This is a genomic window from Edwardsiella anguillarum ET080813 (genome assembly GCF_000264765.2).
In the GTDB taxonomy this organism is placed as follows: domain Bacteria; phylum Pseudomonadota; class Gammaproteobacteria; order Enterobacterales; family Enterobacteriaceae; genus Edwardsiella; species Edwardsiella anguillarum.
The window spans coordinates 2,698,704-2,718,975 of sequence record NZ_CP006664.1; the positions used below are offsets into that span (position 1 = coordinate 2,698,704).

Here is a 20,272-nt window from a genome sequence, read left to right on the forward strand (position 1 = left end):
GCAGACATTAGGCTAGCTTGATGTTTACTTCCTTTTTTATAAAGGGCTTTTGTTTAGAAACAACGTTCGAAATTAATCATAGCTTAAGGTTATTATTCGAAGTTAACTGACTATGCTGAGATTAACTGTCTTTAACTTGACCGAGTGAGGTCGGGAATCCTCACCGCCGTTAATGCCGCACTGACATTTAGGTCTAACCGCTGTATTTTTGAGTAAAACTGAGATGTTTGGAGAAAGAAACGGATAAAGGAGCCTCGCGCAAGGTACACGTTGTTGCAACGTGAGGGGGATATTACACGTTAGCGCCGGCAGGCTCCAGCAGCAGCTTGTAAAACGCCTCTGCGTCCTGCGGCAGCAAGCCAGGATGTTCTCGCCTGAGGGACTCCTGTCGGTGCAGCGACTGGATTGGCGTCGCTGTGCCGCTAACTGACCATTTCACAAATTGCTGATATGTGGAGTTGGCCATATTCCTCATGGCACACGACTCGAATGAACAGAATTACTAGGAGAATGGCAGGATTAATACCGTGGTTTGACTTAATCGGTGTAAGCCGGTTAATGCGATGCGCTAACATTAAACCCATAAAACATGGGGAGTTGGCATGAACGAGCTGTGGAAAGATCTGGAACGCTGGCTGCAGGCTCACCGCCCGGCGTTGCTGGACGATCTCAATTCTCCGGCCAGCGGGGCGGAGATTCGCGATCTGGAGCAGGTGATTGGCGCGTCGCTACCGGCGGATTTCACGGCCTGCCTGCTGGTACATAACGGCCAGAAGGGCCTCGGAGGCTGGCTGTTCGGCAGCTGGGAGTTCCTGTCGACGCAGAATATCCTAATGAGCTGGTCGGTATGGCGAGATCTGCTGGAGGAGGGTGATTTTGAGGGCAAGGTCGCCAGGCCAGCGGAGGGGATTCGGCCCGGCTGGTGGTTGCCCGGCTGGATCCCTTTTGCCAGCAACGGCGGTGGCGACTACCTGTGTCTGGATCTCACCCCTGCAGTTGGTGGGGACTATGGTCAGGTGATCAATGTATTTCATGACGTAGCGGACAGAGTGGTGGAAATGCGCAGTTTCTCCGCATGGTTCACGCGTTTTGTTGTTGATAAACGGGTCTAATTCAGGATGGGAAGAAGTATGGATAGGAACCTTTCTACGCTGCGGGAAGAACGCCTGCAGCAGCTATTCGAAGATTGCCAGATGCAGGTGATTGGGCAGATTATTGGGCCCTTTGGCCTATCGACTGCCATGTTTGAAGATAGAAATGGCGGCAACGTCACCACACTGCGTAATTTTGAACGTAAAGATGATGACTATGTGGCGACTGATTCTGATCGTGCTTTGCATGCGCATTCACGCAAAGACTACAACGCTGTGGTCAGGTCGGAGTATGAAATTGATACTGGGGCTAAAGCGAAAAACGCCGGCGCTAAGACCTGGGATCAAAAGCGTGCAGATAAAATTGGCCAGGGCAGGGATGAGTACACCGGCAGGCGTGTTTCTGCTGACGGAACCATTGAGCTCACAGACGGACGGATTGTCCGCGCCGAGCTGGATCACGTGGTCTCGCTGAATGAAATTCATCACAATGCTAAAAACCATCTTGCCATGGGGAAGGTAACCCAGGATGCAGAGAGCGGAGAGATGAGCGTCGATACCAGCCGTATCCGCGGCATGGCCAACGATGACGAGAACCTGGCGCTGACCAATCAGCCACTAAACGGCTCCAAGAGCGACGAAGATATGGTCAAATGGGCGGCTAAGGAGAGGAAGGATGGGAGAGACGGCGCCACCATCACCAACGCTGAAAAGTTTGCAGTCGACGATGCGTTGATGAAAGAAAAATATCAGCGTGCAAAGCAGCATATCGATAGCACAGCGAACCACGCCATGCTGAAAAAACAGACGGCAGAACTGTTGCAGACCGGCGGTAAGCAGGCCGCCATGATGGGCATGCGCCAGGCTCTCGGCGTGCTGCTTACCGAGTTGGTTAACTGCCTGTTCAACGAATTTAAGGTACTGGTTAAGCAGGGCGTTGCCGTTGGGAAAACGCTTTTTGAAGAGATCCGCCAGCGTCTGGTGCGGGTCATCGATTCGGTGGTAAAAAAAATTCCTGATGCACTAGGGCAGATGATTCAGGGCGGCGTCGGCGGATTTATGAGTAATCTGCTGACCTTCCTAATCAACAACTTCCTCTCTACCGCTAAACGTTTTGTCATGGTGATCCGCGAGGGGCTTCTGGGGCTGTTCCGTGCCTTTAAAATGATTTTTTTCCCTCCGAAAGAGATGACCCGGGATCAAGCGCTGCAGGAGGGGCTGAAGATTCTCACCGCAGTGGTGGTCTCATCGCTGGGGGTGCTACTGACCGAAACGGTAGCGACTTTTATGGCCACAGTCCCATTCCTCAAGCCGTTCTCAGACCTGATTACCCCGGTGCTGCTCGGCATCCTGACCGGCCTGACTTCTGCGTTTTTTGCTTACCAAATCGATCGTCTGTTTGATCGCTACCGCTACTCCCTGAGCGAAAAGTTTATGGACGAGCTACTGCAGGACGGAAAGCGGCGAGATAAGTTTGCCAATGAGTTAGCCACCCTGTCTGAACAGTCGCTGAGCAATATAGATAACTACCAGAAATCGATCTCGGTGTACCAGCGTATCGGTACCTCCTTAAGCGGGGCAGGTCTAGCTGCCAACGCCACGCTGGCCAGCCTGGAGCAGACTGTGGCGGAAACCGCTGAGCAGGTGGACAAAAGTATTGCGACTATCGCTTTTATTCGCGATAGCCAGTCAGAAATTGACGACTTTCTTAAAACCTGTTGAAAGGATCAGGGGTATGACATCTCCAAATAGCCAAGAACTCAGCATTATTGAGGCCTTTTCTTCTGCCACCATACCCGAACGCATTATCCGTGAGAGCAATATTAAAGAGCTTATCAATGCGATGACTGCGGAGCGGGGCGAAGTGCAATCGCACACCAGGCAGCTGGATGCGCTGCGCCGGCAGCAGAAAAACGGAAATTTTCTCAGTAACTGGTGGAACGATCTCGACGATAAAGTACAGGAGGCCCAGCTCGACCTGAACAAATCCATCGGTCGGTTGACCGAGAAGTCGTCGCAGCTACTGATCGTCAACACCGCGATCTCTAAGGTGCTGAGCGATCAGCAGCGCATTCTGCTAAGACAGCAAAATTTACTGAAGCAACAGACTGATAGCCTGGAACAGCAGAATCAGAGAATTCTCGACCAGCAGATATTGCTGGAGCAGCAGCAGCGTGAAATAAACAAGGCCAACCAAGGGCTGATGGAGGCCAAGGGGCTCACCCAGAAACAGGCGCAGCAGCTGGTTGGCTGTGTGAAACAGGTCCGTGAGGCAGAAAGCCGCATCAGCGCCACGAGTGATGCTCTGCAGCTGGAGGTTGAGCGGCGGTTGCATGATGCGGCAGAGCAGTATCTGGCACAGCTGGACAGCGCCATTACTGAACAGCAACGCCGCAGCGACGCCTTTGAGCGGCGGGCGACGGCCAGCGCTGCAGAATCCGCCCAACGGCTGCAGGATACGCTGGGAAACGTTCTGGCAGAGGCGACCCAAAATCACCAGGAAATTCAGCAGCAGATTGTCGCACTCACCGCGACCCAGCTACGGCAGGGTGAAGAGCTTAAGCAGCAGATGCAGCAAATGGCAGCAGAACAGTCTCAGCGGCTGTGCTCAGAGCTGGCTCGCTTTGCAGGTGAGAATGCCGCATTTCAAACAGGGTTAAGTGAGCAGCAACAGTCAGAGTTTAAGAGCGTGCAACAGAGGCTATCGCTACAGACGGCTGCGATGCAGCAACAGCAGCAGGCGCTAAATCTTGGCGAACTGAGGCTGCAGACTCTACGGGAGGAGTGCCAGCAGAAGCAGGAAACCGCTGAGAATCAGCTGATCGCTCAGCAAAAATCTGCTGATAGAACCCGTTTAATGCTGGGAGTTTTGGCGACCCTGACGCTGGCTTCGCTAGGGTGGCAGGCCGCGGTGCACTATGGGCTGGTTTAGATAAGTCGTGGGTGGGGGAAAGCCATGCTAAGGCGTTCCTCCACACTGATGGAACTGCTGAGAGGTAGTGTATTAGTCGCGACTTGATCTGACTCATCGCCTTGAAAGGTTTAGCATTACCGATTTTGATATCCGTGTCGTGTTCTGATACCCAATGCGCGGTAATTATCACACTTCGTATGAATAATTACCTCATTAAATATTACGCCAGTTTACTTAGTCTAGCTGAGGCGTATCAGTAATGTGTCGAAAACCGGATAAATTATGGGGGAATCCATGAGAGACTTTAAGCCCGCCATAGGAAGCATTCTCCCAGCTCAAGGTGCGTAAAATCCCATCTGGTTGCTATCGTATTCTATCAATTGCTTTAGCTTTCTGCACGCGGCTGTCTAATTACGCTGGTCCTGACTAAAAAAATTCCCGATGCCAAAACCGCATTCAGGCACAATGAATACTACTATGAGCAAAATGATAAAATCAGATATGCCAGAAGACGTACGTATTACCTGAGAGAGATGAGCCGTTACGGGGTGACCCATCCAAAATAGAATGTGTTTCACAAGCCATTTCCCGCGGCGGTGGCTGCAGAGGGATGGATAAGATGCCCCGAACACGCTTGGTATGAGTTAAGCAATTCTTATGTTTTCCGTTATCATCTGTAGCTCAACCACGGCGGTTAAATCCCTTTCTGTTTATCTAAAAAATATAATTGACTCCTTAGAATAGCATTTTAACTCTCTGTTGATTTTTTTAAGGAAAACATATGACTCGCATGTTTTTAACAATGTGGGTGGGTCTGTACGCTCTCTTGTGGAGCCTGGCTACAATCTTCCTGGATCCTACGGTGCCCTATGATGCAGTGGAAGCATTGAACTGGGCACAAAATGCCGAATGGGGATCGCCGAAAAATCCCTGGCTGGTTGGTATGGTATGGCGTCCGGCGCTGTGGTTTTCCGGTATCTCGCTGAGCGCCTATTGGTATATCACGCATTTTTTGGCGATCGCTATCGGAATGATTGGGTGCTGGTTTCTCGCAAAACAGCTGAGCGGTAGTAAACGGCTGGCCTGGATTGCATTATGCACACTTAACCTGTCAGGAGTCATTAATTTCGATATCATCAGTTATAATGATAACTATTTGTTGGTTATGCTGTGGCCATGGATGCTATTGTCCTTTTTCCTGGCGTTCACCCGCCATCCTGCATGGTGGATAATATTTGCATTTACGGCAGGCCTGGGGGCGATGGCTAAGTATTCAACGCTGGCATTTGTCGGTGCCGTGTTTGTTGCCACACTGGCTGTGCCAAAAATTCGGAGATGTTATCGCCAGCCTGTATTTTATCTGGCGCTGCTGATTGGCCTTGTGATGCTTGCTCCAAATCTATTCTGGCTGTGGGAACATGACTTCGCGGCGTTCAACTGGGTCGATACACAGATAGCGCGTCAGTTTAACCCTAGTTTATTTATAAAGCTACTCAGCATCTATTATCCGTTGCTGTTTTTATGGTGGATATTGCACTCGCAAAAGATCTCTCTCCAGTGGCCTGTTGACACAGATAAACGTATCCTGTTATTGGTCGTTTTAGTGCCTCAGGTATTGATTTGGCTATGGTTCTTGTTTCATCATGGAGGGCGACTAACCGAGTGGCTTCAGCCGTTTTTCATTCTGTCCCCCGCATTGGTTATCGCCTGCGTCGTTACTCCCGGTACGCAGTCACTGAAAAGGCCTGTTTTGGTACTAATGGGGACCGCAATTCTGGTGTTACTTGGCTATGCTATGGTTATGATAACCAATGTAGCTAATGCGGGGCGCAAAATGAGCGGTATTATCCCGTTTAGCCACAATGTGGAGAGGCTATGGCTAGAGCGCTATGCTACTCCACTGCGTCTAGTTGGAGGAGAGCATCTGGCTGAGTGGCTCATTTTTTATGGGGCGTCAAGGCCTGAAATCATCACGCCTTGGAGTAACAGCACTAAACCTAATATCTATAACGCAAATATCCGATTGGCCGATATTAAGCAATCAGGAGCATTACTGATAGGCCGGTCTGATAAAAATTGTACTTATGCTTCGTTTACTCGGGGATTAAGTCAATGGCCGTCTTTACAGCTTGATGCTATCAGTCAGATAACTTTTCAAGAAGATAGCAAACATAGCGGTTATCCTGTCTGTATTGGGTTTGTAAAACCGGACACTATTAAATGAAGGTTCTTCGGATAAAAATTTATAAATAGTGCGCCCATAAGCTTAAAAGTCGCCGCGGCTTAACTTATTAACAGCGCCTTAAATCAGTTGAAACGGTGTTTTTTCGATAAATACGCCGGTGAGTTTTCCTCGGCTATGGGAGCAGATGCTCCGTGAGATGAAAACTCACGATTGAAAATTAATGGCGAGAAAGTTAAAGCGATCGGAAACGCTACGCCTAGCTTAGCTAGCATCGCGACTGCTCCCCCCACAGTGTTCCAGCCAATGGAACCTGTCGGGCCATTGCCCATGGAGATAACGTTTGCCAGCAATCGCTGCGTTTGCCAGATCTATCACGCTGTCTAACAGATAACTGATGCCGGCATTTGCACTTGCTCCCAGTCTCTGCATCGCCTGAGTGTAAATAGCCCCATTTTAGTTCCAGACATTTTTTGAGATCTTGGCCAAATAATGGCGTTGTCGATATTCCTCCGGCGTCATATTGTTCAGTGATTCATGCGGGCGTTCATCGTTATATTCTGACAACCATCTTTCCGTGATTTTTATTACTTTATCCAGCTGGATAAATTCCAGTTTTACTGCATGTTTCTCTGCTCGTTCAGTCAGCACCAGTGAGATAAACTACGGACCATGGTTCTCAAAGCTCAGGTCGGCAAACATCTGTTTGAGACGTCGGTTCTCGTCCTCAAGAGCCTTGATCTTTTTAATATCAAAGGCCTCCATGCCACCATATCTGGACTTCCAGCTGTAGTAGATGGCTTCAGAAATACTAGCCTTCCGGCAGGCATCTTTAACGGTGCGTCCGAATTCAACCGATTTAATCACGGCGATGATCTGATGCTCAATAAAATGGGATTGACGCATAGCGTTCTCCTTCGTTGGAGGATTTATTATGCCGAAGGATCTCTAAATGTGAATGGCACGATTATGCGGTATACTTACGATACGTCGTCACCAAAATGACTTTTCGACTCTATAATCGTGTCGATAAATGCTCTTTTATGCCCATGTTTCAGCACATCATCGATATACATAATTCCGGTCTGAAAGGTGGAGAAGGCTTTTGCCATATCTAGCGGAACTAACCCGCGGTTTGTGGCTTCCTGCTCCAGCTGCAGCGGTAGAGGTAGAATACAGTGGCTCTGGCTGACCAGTGCGATGGCATTGGAGACTGAGAACACTTCAAAACGCACCCGCTCAGGCGGAATACTGCACAGTAAGGGATCTTCAAACTCACCTTCTTCCGACTCATGTCGTAGGACAACCCACTCACTCTGGCTGAGCCGCTTTTGGGAGATGTGCCGACTGGTTGCCAGAGGGTGATCCGGTGCGCAAAACAGCATAAAGCGGGTCGTAAAAATAGGGATGTAGTGAATGGCGGACAGGCGGTTGTCGGGGGCCGGTATTGCCCCTAAAGCAAGGTCACATTCCCCCTTGAGCAGATGCTGTTGTCCCATGGCGCTGTTGCTGTTTTTGATGACAATGCGTACATCAGGAAACTGTGCCATATAACGCTGCATCAGTTTAAACAGCACACCGTGGCTCCAGGCATGTCCACATTCCAACACCAGCGTTTCCCGGTGGCTGCGTTTGATGGTGTCGATATCCAGCATCGCCTGGCGATAATTTCGTTCCAGAAGGCAGGCATGCTGGTAGAGGCTATCGCCGTATACTGTCAGTGAAATTTTTTTTCCGTTGCGCACCAGAAGAGAGACATCCAGCGCGGACTCCAGACGCTGCATGTTTTGTGTGAGCGTCGGCTGGGAGATAAACAGATTTTCAGCGGCAGCAATGAATGTTTTTTTCTCAACCAGTACCCTGAACTGAGCGATGAGTTTATGTAAATGCAAGATGACTCCTCAGTACATCAGTAAAACAGGTCGATAGTAACCTGTCAGTACAGTGAAAGGATACTGTTGAGCGTGATGACCAACGCATTCAGACACAACGAACCGCTGATCAGGCTTTTTGCTAGCGCTGACGGAAGGGTACACAAGTCAGTATTACAGACGAGGGTCTGCTGGCGCCGGTATGAAACCATCACCAGCGCCACTGACAAGGCGACAGAGGCACAACTCAGCCCGATGAGCAGCTGGCTGCCGTGGCAGAAACATGCACGGGCGATGACCAGAGTCAGTGCCAGTGAGGAAAATGCTGTTCTGTGCCACGACAGCGATGTTCGCTCTGGCTGAAGTCCCTGATCACGGATCCGGCGAGTCAGAGTCATATCATCAGTCCCAGCATCACAAGAATGCAAAGTGCCAGCCCGCCACTGAGCCAGAGGAGCAGGCGGGGAAAGGGAAGATCTTTATCAAAACGCATCGCGTGCTCATTTTTGTGCCAACGATACCAGGCGTAGCAGGATAATCCTGCGGCGGTCAGGCTGAGTACAATCACCAGTCCTGTCCGGAAGGTGCCCGGAGTCAGCGTGGTGGCCAGTTGATCTATGCCAACTGACGCAGCCATAAAGGCCAGTGCCGTCCTGACCCACGCGAGAAAGGTGCGTTCGTTCGCCAGTGTGAAGCGATAATCCGGTGATTTTCCCTGTTGTGGTGATGCCATTTTATTGTCCTGCTTACTGATGAATTAATACTGAACCCGTGGTTTAAAGGGGGATGCCTGAACGCTGCCGCAGATATGCCCCGGCGCCGAGGAGACCCGGATTGTCATGGACAATTAAGTAAACCGGAATGTCCTGCACATAGGAGGTAAAACGCCCTTTATCTTCAAAACGCTGGCGGAACGTTGAGGCTTTAAAAAAGTCCAGAAAACGGGGCACTATGCCGCCGGCAATGTAAACCCCTCCGGTAGTGCCAAGTGTCAGCGCTAGATTACCGCCAAAGCGTCCCATGATGTCGCAAAAAAGGGTGAGCGCTCGTCGGGCATCATGGCTGCGGTTTGCCAGTGCCCGCTCAGTCACTTCCTCCGGCGACAGGCTCTCCGGGAGTCTACCGTTCGCGAGCGCAGTGGCCCGATACAAATTGACCAGCCCGGCCCCTGACAACACACGCTCTGCGGAAACATGCCCCATCTCCTGGCGCAAAATAGCGAGCACATCTCCCTCTTCTTTATTGCCGGGGGCGAGATCCACATGCCCCCCTTCTCCGGGCAGGCTTATCCAGCGATTATCCACCGGAATAAGGTGTGCAATACCCAGTCCGGTGCCTGCACCATAAATGGCAACGGGCTTTCCGGCGGCTGCCTCCTTGCCACCAAGCTGAATAAGATGCGCGGGTTTCAGAACCGGTACCGCCATCGAAACGGCGGTAAAATCGTTGATGACATCCAGCCGTGAAAATCCCAGATTGCGCCTTAGTGCAGTAACTGAAAATGCCCAGCAGTGATTGGTCATGGTGACATGGTCGCCGGTCACCGGGCAGGCGATGGCAATACATCCGTCATCCACCGGGGATGGAATATCGCGGAGATAGTCACGGATCAGGTTTTCTGGCCCCGGGTATGCCGTGACCCTGTATGTCTGCACACGGGATAGTTCTCCGGTGGTGAGATTGCACAATGCGAGGCGGGCATTGGTCCCCCCCACATCGGCCACTAACGCAAATGTTGTCATATTTCTGTGGCTCCGCACAGGTCTGAACCATCATGACCTATCAGGGCCATGATGGAGTTCCGTTGTGTTCAGTAAGGTTTGTTAAACAGCGAATACAGTTCCCGGGCGTAATTACCCTGCTCATAAAATGCAATGACAGTCTGTTTTTTGAGATGGCCGAGCGAATGACTGGCAGCCAGTTCACTCAGGAATGTCTCACCGCCGGGACAGGCGGCGATTTCCAGTAGCAGCGTCCGGGTATCCGGGTGCATGCTCATCCCGTTGAGTGGACCGAGATACTGCTGCATGACCTGGTTTCTCCGGGCATGCTCCTGTGACACATACCCGGCATGAATATCATCGATATTCACCGGTAGCCCCAGCCGGCGCCATTCATCTTCAGGTGCCTGAGCCTCCGACAGGGCAAGGGACAGCATGCGCATCATGGCCGCCTCACGCTCAGGACAACACAACGGGTGCTCTTGATTTTTGTCGAGCTGTAAATCAAACAGCAGATTCCCGTGTGCGTAGGAGCTGTAAAATCCGGCAGATCCGGGAATTTTCATTACCGGAATGTGGCCCGTGAACGGGAAGCCCGGATGCAGCGTAGCATTCCGCAGTTCTGTAGCATTAAACATACGGCGCATGCGTGTGGGCATTAGGGTGTATTCATACAGCGGTATGTTCTCAGGGCTCTGGCTTCCGCGCATATAAACGTAGCGGCCATCGGTGATGGACACATGTGCGCCGAAATAACCAAACAGGGCGACGGATTTGACCGGGCCAGGCTTAGTCAGCATGGGCAGCAAAGACTGACCGGTCATCTGTGGTGTCTTTTCAATGCCGAAGGCATCAAGGAGGGTCACCGCGACATCGTGCATCTGCGCGAGTTCATCTCGTGATTCTCCGGCGACCTGGCTGCATGGATCCCAGATAAAAAACGGGGTGTGCGCAATTTCGTTATACACCGGCATCACGCTTTTACCTGACCACTCTTTTTCACCAAACATAAAGCCATGGTCGGTGTTGATGATAAGCATGGTGTCCTGCCACATATCATGGGTATCGAAGAAATCGAGAACCTTACCCAGATATTCGTCACACATCAGCATCAGTGCCTGGTAATGTTTTTCACCATCGATGACTTTCTGCGGGTTATTGATACGTTCCGTGGAGCTGTATTCCGGCCAGTCATCCGTGTTGCCAACAAGTGCCGGATCAACCATCCGTTTAAACCTGTCCGGAACAAAAAAGGGTTCATGCGGATCAAAGCTTTCGATTTGCAAAAACCAGTTATCCTGCCGGTGATTCTCCGCCAGAAATTCCAGTCCGGCCTGATAACAGCGGGCCTGTGGGTAGTCCCGCTCCTCGTGCATATAGCTGCGGTTTATCTGGTCATGCTCAATCATATTGCGGCGTAGTGGCTCAGCATTTTTCCACGCGTCCAGTTTCTCCACACCGGTAAAGCCAATTTTTGCTTTCCACAGGTCGCCTTCCTGACCGCGGATAAACTCATAGCTATTATAGCGGTTGTGGTAGGTTGCGCCGCCGTCCTCCCAGTAGTGCTGGTGGTCAGTTATCAGATGGGAATAGATCCCGTGCTTTTTCATGATCTCAAAAATGGAGTCATCAAAAGGCTCCAGTGGCCCCCAGCTACGGTGGAGGAAGTTCAGACGCCCGGTATGCAGATCCCGGCGCGCAGGCATGCAGGGCATGGAGCCAACGTAGAAATTATCGAAGCGAACCGTTTTTTCACCTAGTCGCTGAAAGTTCGGCAGCGGATGCGCATCCGGGTTGTAAGGTGGCAGCTTGTTGCGGCGCAGGGTATCAAACATCAACATGACAACTTTCATATTTACTCTCCGGAACCCAGCAGTTTCATACAGATTTCTTTGTGATTTTTTCTGTTGAGGGAATAGAAAACCATAGCCAGCAGTGAGAGCAACTGACCACAGACCGGGGTCAGTACCATCAGCGTGGTCAGGCCGTGCAGTGCGCCATCTGTCTGGGTCGCGGTGCCCGGCATATAGCCAATCAAATCCAGCATCCAGCCCAGCACAAACGCCCCGACCGCCGAGCCAAATTTGTTGGAAAAGGTCAGGGTGGAGGAGGCGATCCCGGCAGCATTCTGTTTTGTCTTCCAGCGCAGTTCGTCGGCGCAGTCTGTGACCATCATCCAGGTAATTAGAGAACCGCCCTGGCAGAACGCCATCACGCAGGCCAACAGGACCAGGGTGTAGGTCACGTTATCCGGACTGAATGTCAGCCAGAGGAGCAGTGAAGGAATGATGGCAATAAAGCAGACTGTCACGAACGCGGTTTTGTTACCGTAACGGTGGACCAGCCATTTCACCACCAGATACATTGAAGCACCGAAAATCATATTCAGCAGAGCACCGGTCGCCAGCAGCTTCGTGTTATGCAATACCCAGGTATAGAACTGCACGGTGACCCCGGCGGTGATGGCTAAAGCTAGGGTATTGGCTGACGAGGCCAGTGCCAGACAGGCCAGTGAGCGGCTGCGAAATGCCAGTGACATATGTTTAAACACGGCGATAACGATATGGGTTTTATCGGTTTTTGCCCCATTGTTCATGGCGGCGTCATCACTCTGAATACGCTGCCAGTTATCCTGCCTACGGGCGCCATATGCACAGATCCAGAATCCCAGCGTGGTGACCACGCCAAACAGAAGCCCTAGATACTGATAGCTGTGAATATCGACGACGGCATGCCCTGCTGCATCTTTAGTCTGGCTGAACGCCGACAGAATATAGATGCCGCCGGCACTGACGATGAATTGGGCAATAATGCCGGTAAATTGTTTGAGCAGGACAATGTTACTGCGATCATTCACTTTATCCGTAACATACGCCGTCAGGGAGTGGTAGGGGATATTGGATACGGTGGAGACAATGGAATAGAGCATGTAAATACCGGCGATATATATCACTCTCCCGAAGGAGGAGAGCGCCGGAGAGGCAAAGACCAGCCAGGTGGTGAATCCCAGCACCGGAGCCGAGGTGATTATCCAGAAGCGATATTTCCCCATCCGCGTGCGGGTCCGGTCACCAATTGCACCCATAATGGGGTCGATAAAGGCATCAATCCCCCTGGCTGCAAGTGTGATAGCACCGACAGTGGCCGGATTGACACCGTAAATATCAGAAGCGTAGGTAATAAAGAAGACCAGCATGGCGTAGAAGCTGAGGTTGGAGGCAAAGCCACCGCCCACCGCGTAGCAGAGTCTATCAGAGAGGGTCAGTCGTTCCATTTTATTGTCCTGGTATTTTTTTATGGCCTCTCATAGATAAAGCACTCTCCGCGCCGGGGATAATAGTTTGCGTCATTGATGTATAGGAAAAACCTATATATTGGCGTGCAGGAAGACACGGTGCCTTTGCAACATGCTGTAATTGTTTGTTTTTATTTCATGGCAGAGGAGCGACGCATCAGAAGATGGCAGAGAAAACAATGTGCAGAAATGTGACATTGCGCGAAGTCTGTACAGGGGGAGGGGGTGCCCTGATACTTCCATCAGGACACATTGTTGGCTATGTTAACGGGCGCAACACTTTTTGAATTTCTTTCCACTGCCGCAGGGGCAGGATGCGTTGCGGCTGGCTGTCGGTGTGGTGTGATCTCCCTGCGCAAGGGCCTGCATGACAACCCGAGCCGGATAACCTGCCGCCAGTAAATCTTTCAGCAGATTCATTTTCCGCGTAATGTGCTTAAAGAAATGTTTGTAGCCAGCACACAGGTAATTGTGACCCGGTTTCCCTCCCGGCGACAGCGCAAAGCGGTGCTTCGGACATCCACCGTGACAGACAAACTGATATTCACACTGGCGGCAGTCTTGGGTCAGGGTGTCCTTTTTCGCATGGCCAAAAGCCATGGCTTGCTCGCTGTGGTTCAGCGTTCTGATGTCCTGCTGGTGGATATTACCCAGCAGATGCTCAGGGTAGACAAAGTGGTCGCAGTTGTAGAGATCGCCATTGGATTCCAAGGCAAACGCGTGACCACAGGTTTCAGCGTGCACGCACAACACCGGGGGCTGACCATTCCAGGCAGTTATCGCCACATCAAACATTTGCACGGACACCTGACCCACATCACGGCGTATCCAGATATCAAAAATCTGCCGGAGAAATTCGCCGTACTGCCATGCTGGAACGGTCCACGGGGCCAGAGCCGCGGCACTTTCACCGGGCATCACCAGATGCAGGGGGGCGTTGTCTGATGTGCTGATGCGCTCGACCAGCGGAATGAACTGAATATAGCGCGAACCAGCTGCCAGCAGGAACTCATATACCTCTGCAGCATGGCTGACGTTGTGCTTACCGACTACCGTTAGGGTATTAAAATCCACGTCGTGCTGTTTCAGCAGTAATAACGCTTTCATGACTCGCTCATGGGTGCCATGACCGGCCCGATTTACCCGATAACAGTCGTGAAGCGCCTGGGGACCATCAACGGACAGGCCTATCAGAAAATGGTGCCGGGCAAAAAATGCCGCCCACTCTTCATTCATCAACATACCGTTGGTCTGCAGGGCATGCTGTATCCGGCGGCCCTCGCCGTACTTCTCACACAGTGCAATGACCCTGCGGAAAAATGGCAGACCCATCATCGTGGGTTCACCACCCTGCCAGGCAAACAGCACGTCATTGCTGTTCTGCGCTTCAATATGCTGGCGAATATACGTTTCCAGCGTCTCATCTGACATCCGCCAGTTCTGTTGCCTTTCCGGGTACAGCGCCTCTTTTTCCAGATAGAAACAGTAACTGCAGTCGATATTACAGACAGAGCCAGTAGGCTTTGCCATCACGTGACAGCCATTCAGCGTCATGGGCAGGGATCCTTATTCAGACTATCTCAGTCAGACTGTGCAGAGCCAGAACCAGCGCGTCCAGCGCCAGGGCACTGCAGGTTAGTCGTGTTAACAGCATGACTTTCGACTCCTGCCATTGAGGTTGATAATGGAAGGCTAAAAACGTCATGTCTGACAGACAATGCCACGGGAATACCCCCTGAAACAACAAGCGTAAGGTCAGTATGACGATAACCGCTGCGAACAATTAGCAGGGACAGCACCAGCAATGAGAGCGCCGTGCGCTGCTCAGCCAATGAGGTTCACTCGCTGGAGGGTATTGCCGGTTGGCCCGATCGCGCACGACGATCGCGCCGTCGGCGATAGCCGACTGGGTGGTGCCGCGGGCGCGCTCATTCTGATTGGCACCCGCCAACAGGCTATTGGCCATATTGCCCGCGAACTGGCCGCCAATGCTACCGCCGGAGCTAAGGCCACCCCCCTGGTGCTGCGCCTTGAACTCAGCCCGGTTGTCGATATCGGCAAAGCCCAGGGTTCCGCTATCTAAGCGGTTGTTCTCCTGATCGGCCGCGCTGGCAATGGCCGCGCCGTCCAGCTGGGTATGATTACCCACGGTGATATCAAAGCCGCCTTTACCGGCAAAGATGCCGGTCTGGTTCTCCACCGAGGCATAGTCGCTGTGCATCTTATCGCGGCTGGCGGCGATACTCAGAGAGCCATTGCCGAAGCCGATGCTCCCCCCGGCGCTGAAGCTGGATTGCTTGGCTTCATAGTTATCCATCGCCTGCTCACTGCGTAGGGTCAGATTATTGCCGACATTCGCCACAACTTTCTCCCCCTGTACCTGCGCCCCTTTCAGGGTGGTGTCATTACCGCTGTTCAGCGTTAGGGTGTTGCCCGCGCTCACCGTGGTATCCGTGGCATAGCGGCTGTTGCCTTTTTCAAATACCGTAATCCGTCAGTACGGCAGCTTAAATCCGTCGCCGAGTAAATTATTCTCCACATCAATCTCTGCTAACTTTATAAAAAATCCTCACTTATTCCTTCTTTCTTGCAACCAAATTTTTATCCATATCCCCCCACCTAAAATAATCCCTCCTATATATCCAGATCTGAAAAATGATGTAAAAACACTCTCCCACTTAAATATAAAAACACCAGTTTTAAAAAAACTATTAATGATGCAACAAGCATCGAAATAATACCCAAAAATAGAAATAAAATTACACAAGAAACTATAAGGTACAGGAGTCGATAAAAACTATTTTTTAACATTGTTTTTATCCTTTTCATTAAGTACATCCTCTACAAAACCTCCTGTTTTTTCATTTATATAGCTTCCACTAGTTGCACCTATTAAATCAGATAAACTATCTTTGGCAACTGTCGATATCGCTCCTTTTATAACTGTTCCACCAATACCACCAGAAACTGAGCCCACACCAGCACCAATTGTAGCATTAGTTAGATCTTCTCCTTTAATCCCACTTCCAATCGCAGCACTTCCCATATTAATTATGGCCGTCGCCTTCCACCCTTGCCCTGTTGTGGCTGCAGATACTACGCCAGCCATAAGGGTATCAACATAACTAAATGGCTCATCACCACTCAGTTGAATACCGGTATTTACTGCCATCCCTATCGCCGCATTAACAGCCATACCTCCTTTTATTGTAATACCCAGCATACTGCCTCCGAACATTACAGGCGCATCACCAATACTGGCATTCGATTTATGGTAACCCCATGTGTTAATAATGCTTTGGGCCTGTGCCATAGCCTCAGAATCTGGATTGCGTTTTATGTAATCTTGCCCAGACAGCAACCCCTTAACCAGTTCCTGGGACACCGCCTGGCCATATTCTTTTTCCATTTCACTAGCGTAAATGCGTAGATAAGTCGCCAGCTCAGCTTGTTCCGCGCTGCTCATCTGTGAAGGATCTTTAAGATATTTTGAGATCAGCGCATCGCTGCGCTTATCGGCATTCTCCTGTTTAATAAGGTCATTCGCGGTGGCTAATGTCTTATCACCGTTTTTGATCTTTTCAATAACCTTCTCAAACTTGTCTGAAGATGTTTCACCCAGCAGATTATTCTCCACAATGACTCACCCACAGTTAAACTGATCATTTTTCTAACAAGTTGGCTATCCACAACATAAAACCTGCAAAGCTACCGATATATATACTTATTTTACTTAAAAATAAAACAACAATTGATGAAAAAGACATTGATATTCCTTTATAAAAAAAGAAAAAAATTCACCGCATACATATAAAATAACTCCTGTTAGAAAAATTGAAACTATGCTAACTACAATAAAAAAAATTAGAGAAGGAATGAATCTTAGTAGTTTCATTTATCATTTCCTTCTTGCTTAATTTTGTACCCTGTATACTTACCTCAAACTATTACGCCAATATAAGAACCAAGTTCCCACACTACATAACATAGAGCAATACGCACTTATCTTTAAAGCTCTCACAATATCAGCATACGAAAACAGAAAGTCGCCACCGATCCAATAAAAAGCAAATAATCTCATGAATAATAATATCACTACTGCCATAATAAATATGGCAAAAAACCATATGAGCAAGGTCATTAAAAATCGCAGAAGGAGAGATTGATGTCTCATCACTTACCCTCCTGCTGGTTTTTGAGCTGCTCCTGAATAATAGCTCCCGAGCCTTCTGAAGCGATTGAAGAACCTATATTCCCAGCGATACCAGGAACTGGATTTAGTGGTAAGGGCTTACTGACTCCCATTCCCATGTCAGTCCATTCCCAGTTTTTCCAATTAGGGTTAATTACTTTCTCTAGTGGCCCTTGGATGATTTTCCCTACGCCATATCCTATCGCTGATGAGCTACCACTCATAATTGCACCAGACAGTGGATCTTTGTCATCAATCCAGTTACCCAAAGCACCACCTGCCGCATTCCAGCCCCCGGTACCCGTCAGGCCATTACCCATGCTGAACACATTCACCCAGCCTGCAATGGCTGCATTAGCTGGGTCAATTGAGCCGTCTACCCAGTAACTAACTCCTGCATTCGCCCCAGCACCAAGTCCCCACATCGCCTGGGCACTCCCCGGTAATAGGGCGACGCTACCTGTCGCTAATGCAGCGGCATAGGCTTTGTTTTCGGCCAGCCCCCGCTTGCAGGCCTCTCCCGACGGATTATCACGACAGGATAGAACATCAGCACCATGCTCCCTGGCTTTTTCCGTCTGGAGCCATTCACTGCCACCCAGCAGATTATTCTCCACCGTCGTCTTACCCGACTGTGCGCCGGCGAGCGCGGAGGCACCCGCGTCGCCCACCAGACCGCCGGCCAGTCCGGCGGCAACGGTGGCCAGTGCTGAAACGGTCTGTTTCTCGGTTTCGCTGAGCTCAGCGACCGGTTTCTGGTATATCTCCGTGGCCAGCATGCCGACGATTTCGCCGGTGGCCGCACCCGCGGCTCCGGCAAGGGCGTTATTCCCCTGTGCCGCGGCAAGCGCCGCGTTTACCACCGCATGGGCCGCCACGTTGGCAGCCTTATTGACCTCTCCGCTGAGCGGATCGGTGGTCATCGCTTTCACCATTTCGGCAATATACGGCGCCGCGCCGCCTGCCAGCGCCGCCTGCAGGTTGTCGCCCGCCAGCCCCTGTACCGCCGCCGTGGCCGCCTGAATCGCCTGCTGGTATTGCCCTCCGGTGCCAAACCCCGAATCGCGCATGCCGGTGTTATACGCCCACTGCGCTACATCCTTCTCGGTAAACGGCTTACCGCCGGTCGCCAGCGCGGTGCGCGCCTGATCCAGGGCCGTCGGATCACGCCGGGCTTTTTCCCCGGCGATCTCGCCCTCTGTTCGTGCAATATCGGCCACCTGATTGCCAATCTCACCGAGCAGCTGGCTCTGCTGCAGGCGCCGCTGCGCTTTCTCCTTGTCGAAGATAGGGGAGAGAGGCTGGTGCGCCTGCTCCGTGTCGCGCGCTAACCCGGCGACATCCTGCTGCTGGTTGGCCCGATCGCGCACGACGATCGCGCCGTCGGCGATAGCCGACTGGGTGGTGCCGCGGGCGCGCTCATTCTGATTGGCGCCCGCCAACAGGCTATTGGCCATATTGCCCGCGAACTGGCCGCCAATGCTGCCGCCGGAGCTAAGGCCAAACCCCTGGTGCTGTGCCTTGAACTCAGCGCGGTTGTCGATATCGGCAAAGCCCAGGGTTCCGCTATCTAAGCGGTTATTGTCTTGAGCCTTTTCCTTTTTCACCATGACAGAGTACTCTACGTTTATTGAGCACTATTTGTATTATACTAATAAAGAAGCAACACTATCTTATTGTGATATTTTAATTAATGAGTAGGTTTGCATGAGGAGTAATGCTACAGCATTTTCATTGGGCTGTCTTATTGTGATATCGTATTGGTATATAGGAGTGTATAATTTATCTTTATTATTTTGCGTGTCATTAGAGATACTAATAAATAGTGACTCAATCGTAGCGCATCGTATTCTGAAAATATGCCAGAATCTATGATATCCAGATACTTCTGGATAACAGATTTACAATCTCTGTCAGAAGCCTTAGATTCGACCAGTCTTTTATCCAATGGTCGGGCTTTCTTATAACGTAGTTAGTTATTACCTCCCAATAATTGATGTGCGTGAGTTATTTTCTATTTGATATTTTTATAGTCTAGATTTTATCCATAAACCGATGCCGAGAGTCAATCCAATGACTCAGCTTTTTTCAATGAAGTTGAAAATATTTCTGCAAAATTAAACGCTAAGGCCACCGCCACTGACCATATTCAGGTATTCCCTGATGCTGTTTTCGATATCCAAGCGTTGTACTTAATCATATGAATTTAAAATAATTATTTTATTTTTTATTTTTTATTTTTGCTTTCACTTTCTGCTATTTTTGCTTTAATCCAAATGCCTATACCTAAAACCGTACCTGCAGAGACTCTTTTTCTTATCGCTACAATACCTTGATCTAACCAGTAAAAATTAAAATCATGATCATTCATTAAAGAATATTGCGTAACCTAACGCGGCAAAAAAATCAACTATAGAAATAACCGAAACTCAATAAATGATTAAAAAACCCAACAAAGCAGAATTCATTGATTTAAATATAATCATTTGCTTGTAATCTCATCTATTCTTTCTGTACAGTTACGCTAATTACTTAAGATATGACTGAGCCAACTATTGTGCCCCCTATAGCAGAAGTCGTTTTATCGATTACCTGCATCTTATCGCGGCTGGCGGCGATATTCAGAGCGCCATTGATAAAGCTGATGCTCCCCCCGGCGCTGAAGCTGGATTGCTTGGCTTCATAGTTATCAATCGCCTGCTCACTGCGTAGGGTCAGATTATTGCCGACATTCGCCACCACTTTCTCCCCCTGTACCTGCGCCCCTTTCAGGGTGGTGTCATTACCGCTGCTCAGCGTCAGGGTGTTGTCCGCGCTCACCGTGGTATAGCGGCTGTTGCCTTTTTCAAACATCATAATCCGTCAGTACGGCAGCTTAAACCCGTCGCCGAACGTATTATTCTTCACGTTTATTTCGCCAATACAAAAACCAAGTCACTATATTACATAAAAGAGAACAATATACACTTGTCTTTAGAGTTCTCGAAATATCAGTGAGCGAAAACA

17 protein-coding genes and 2 pseudogenes are annotated in these 20,272 nt (G+C 50.2%); 4 read left to right on the forward strand and 15 right to left on the reverse strand.

The window, feature by feature from the left end:
- Positions 1-292 precede the first annotated feature (292 nt).
- The gene (locus ETEE_RS21530; protein ID WP_156119367.1) at positions 293-466 is read right to left on the reverse strand and encodes a hypothetical protein; all 174 of its coding nucleotides are present in this window, start codon (positions 464-466) and stop codon (positions 293-295) included.
- A 136-nt stretch (positions 467-602) separates the two neighbouring features.
- On the opposite strand from ETEE_RS21530, the gene ETEE_RS12080 reads away from it, so the two are divergent.
- From ETEE_RS12080 to ETEE_RS12095, 4 genes are all read left to right on the forward strand, one after another.
- A complete protein-coding gene (locus ETEE_RS12080; protein ID WP_034163796.1) occupies positions 603-1,112 on the forward strand; it encodes an SMI1/KNR4 family protein in 510 nt (169 codons plus the stop codon).
- 18 nt (positions 1,113-1,130) lie between these two features.
- Complete coding sequence (locus ETEE_RS12085) at positions 1,131-2,813, forward strand: hypothetical protein (protein WP_034163795.1); 1,683 nt, start codon at positions 1,131-1,133, stop codon at positions 2,811-2,813.
- A 13-nt stretch (positions 2,814-2,826) separates the two neighbouring features.
- Positions 2,827-4,023 (forward strand): coiled-coil domain-containing protein, encoded by a 1,197-nt coding sequence (locus tag ETEE_RS19470; RefSeq protein ID WP_051905088.1) that lies wholly within the window; start codon positions 2,827-2,829, stop codon positions 4,021-4,023.
- A 763-nt stretch (positions 4,024-4,786) separates the two neighbouring features.
- A complete protein-coding gene (locus ETEE_RS12095) occupies positions 4,787-6,229 on the forward strand; it encodes a glycosyltransferase family 39 protein (RefSeq protein WP_034163794.1) in 1,443 nt (480 codons plus the stop codon).
- Positions 6,230-6,643: 414 nt separating this feature from the next.
- On the opposite strand, the gene ETEE_RS22355 is transcribed toward ETEE_RS12095, so the two are convergent.
- From ETEE_RS22355 to ETEE_RS12165, 14 genes and pseudogenes are all read right to left on the reverse strand, one after another.
- Entirely contained in the window at positions 6,644-6,838 is a 195-nt protein-coding gene (locus ETEE_RS22355) for an integrase core domain-containing protein (RefSeq protein ID WP_071881911.1), read from the reverse strand.
- 24 nt (positions 6,839-6,862) lie between these two features.
- A pseudogene (locus ETEE_RS22360) lies at positions 6,863-7,093 on the reverse strand (transposase); the annotation flags it as partial.
- Between the two features lie 74 nt (positions 7,094-7,167).
- On the reverse strand, positions 7,168-8,079 hold the full coding sequence (locus ETEE_RS12105) for a LysR family transcriptional regulator (RefSeq protein ID WP_034163790.1): 912 nt from the start codon (positions 8,077-8,079) through the stop codon (positions 7,168-7,170).
- 44 nt (positions 8,080-8,123) lie between these two features.
- Positions 8,124-8,456 (reverse strand): DUF202 domain-containing protein, encoded by a 333-nt coding sequence (locus ETEE_RS20200; RefSeq protein WP_071844201.1) that lies wholly within the window; start codon positions 8,454-8,456, stop codon positions 8,124-8,126.
- A complete protein-coding gene (locus tag ETEE_RS12115) occupies positions 8,453-8,791 on the reverse strand; it encodes a YidH family protein (RefSeq protein WP_034163788.1) in 339 nt (112 codons plus the stop codon). The genes ETEE_RS20200 and ETEE_RS12115 overlap by 4 nt, the downstream gene beginning before the upstream one ends.
- A gap of 43 nt (positions 8,792-8,834) precedes the next feature.
- On the reverse strand, positions 8,835-9,800 hold the full coding sequence (gene glk, locus ETEE_RS12120; RefSeq protein WP_034163786.1) for a glucokinase: 966 nt from the start codon (positions 9,798-9,800) through the stop codon (positions 8,835-8,837).
- A 68-nt stretch (positions 9,801-9,868) separates the two neighbouring features.
- Positions 9,869-11,632 carry a sulfatase gene (locus tag ETEE_RS12125; RefSeq protein WP_034171894.1) on the reverse strand — a complete coding sequence of 588 codons (1,764 nt, stop codon included), beginning with the start codon at positions 11,630-11,632 and terminating at the stop codon, positions 9,869-9,871.
- A 2-nt stretch (positions 11,633-11,634) separates the two neighbouring features.
- The gene (locus ETEE_RS12130; RefSeq protein WP_045426404.1) at positions 11,635-13,053 is read right to left on the reverse strand and encodes an MFS transporter; all 1,419 of its coding nucleotides are present in this window, start codon (positions 13,051-13,053) and stop codon (positions 11,635-11,637) included.
- A 285-nt stretch (positions 13,054-13,338) separates the two neighbouring features.
- A complete protein-coding gene (locus ETEE_RS12135; RefSeq protein WP_034171896.1) occupies positions 13,339-14,628 on the reverse strand; it encodes an anaerobic sulfatase maturase in 1,290 nt (429 codons plus the stop codon).
- A 301-nt stretch (positions 14,629-14,929) separates the two neighbouring features.
- Positions 14,930-15,556, reverse strand: a pseudogene (locus ETEE_RS12145) (hemagglutinin repeat-containing protein); the annotation flags it as partial.
- 315 nt (positions 15,557-15,871) lie between these two features.
- Positions 15,872-16,711, reverse strand: a complete 840-nt coding sequence (locus ETEE_RS12150) for a hypothetical protein (protein WP_049703720.1) — start codon at positions 16,709-16,711, stop codon at positions 15,872-15,874.
- 536 nt (positions 16,712-17,247) lie between these two features.
- Positions 17,248-18,873, reverse strand: coding sequence for a VENN motif pre-toxin domain-containing protein (locus ETEE_RS12160; protein WP_338031712.1), 1,626 nt, complete (start codon positions 18,871-18,873; stop codon positions 17,248-17,250).
- Positions 18,874-19,493: 620 nt separating this feature from the next.
- Positions 19,494-19,637, reverse strand: coding sequence for a hypothetical protein (locus ETEE_RS21535; protein ID WP_156126160.1), 144 nt, complete (start codon positions 19,635-19,637; stop codon positions 19,494-19,496).
- Positions 19,638-19,798: 161 nt separating this feature from the next.
- Positions 19,799-20,122 carry a hemagglutinin repeat-containing protein gene (locus ETEE_RS12165; RefSeq protein ID WP_081926420.1) on the reverse strand — a complete coding sequence of 108 codons (324 nt, stop codon included), beginning with the start codon at positions 20,120-20,122 and terminating at the stop codon, positions 19,799-19,801.
- Positions 20,123-20,272: the final 150 nt, after the last annotated feature.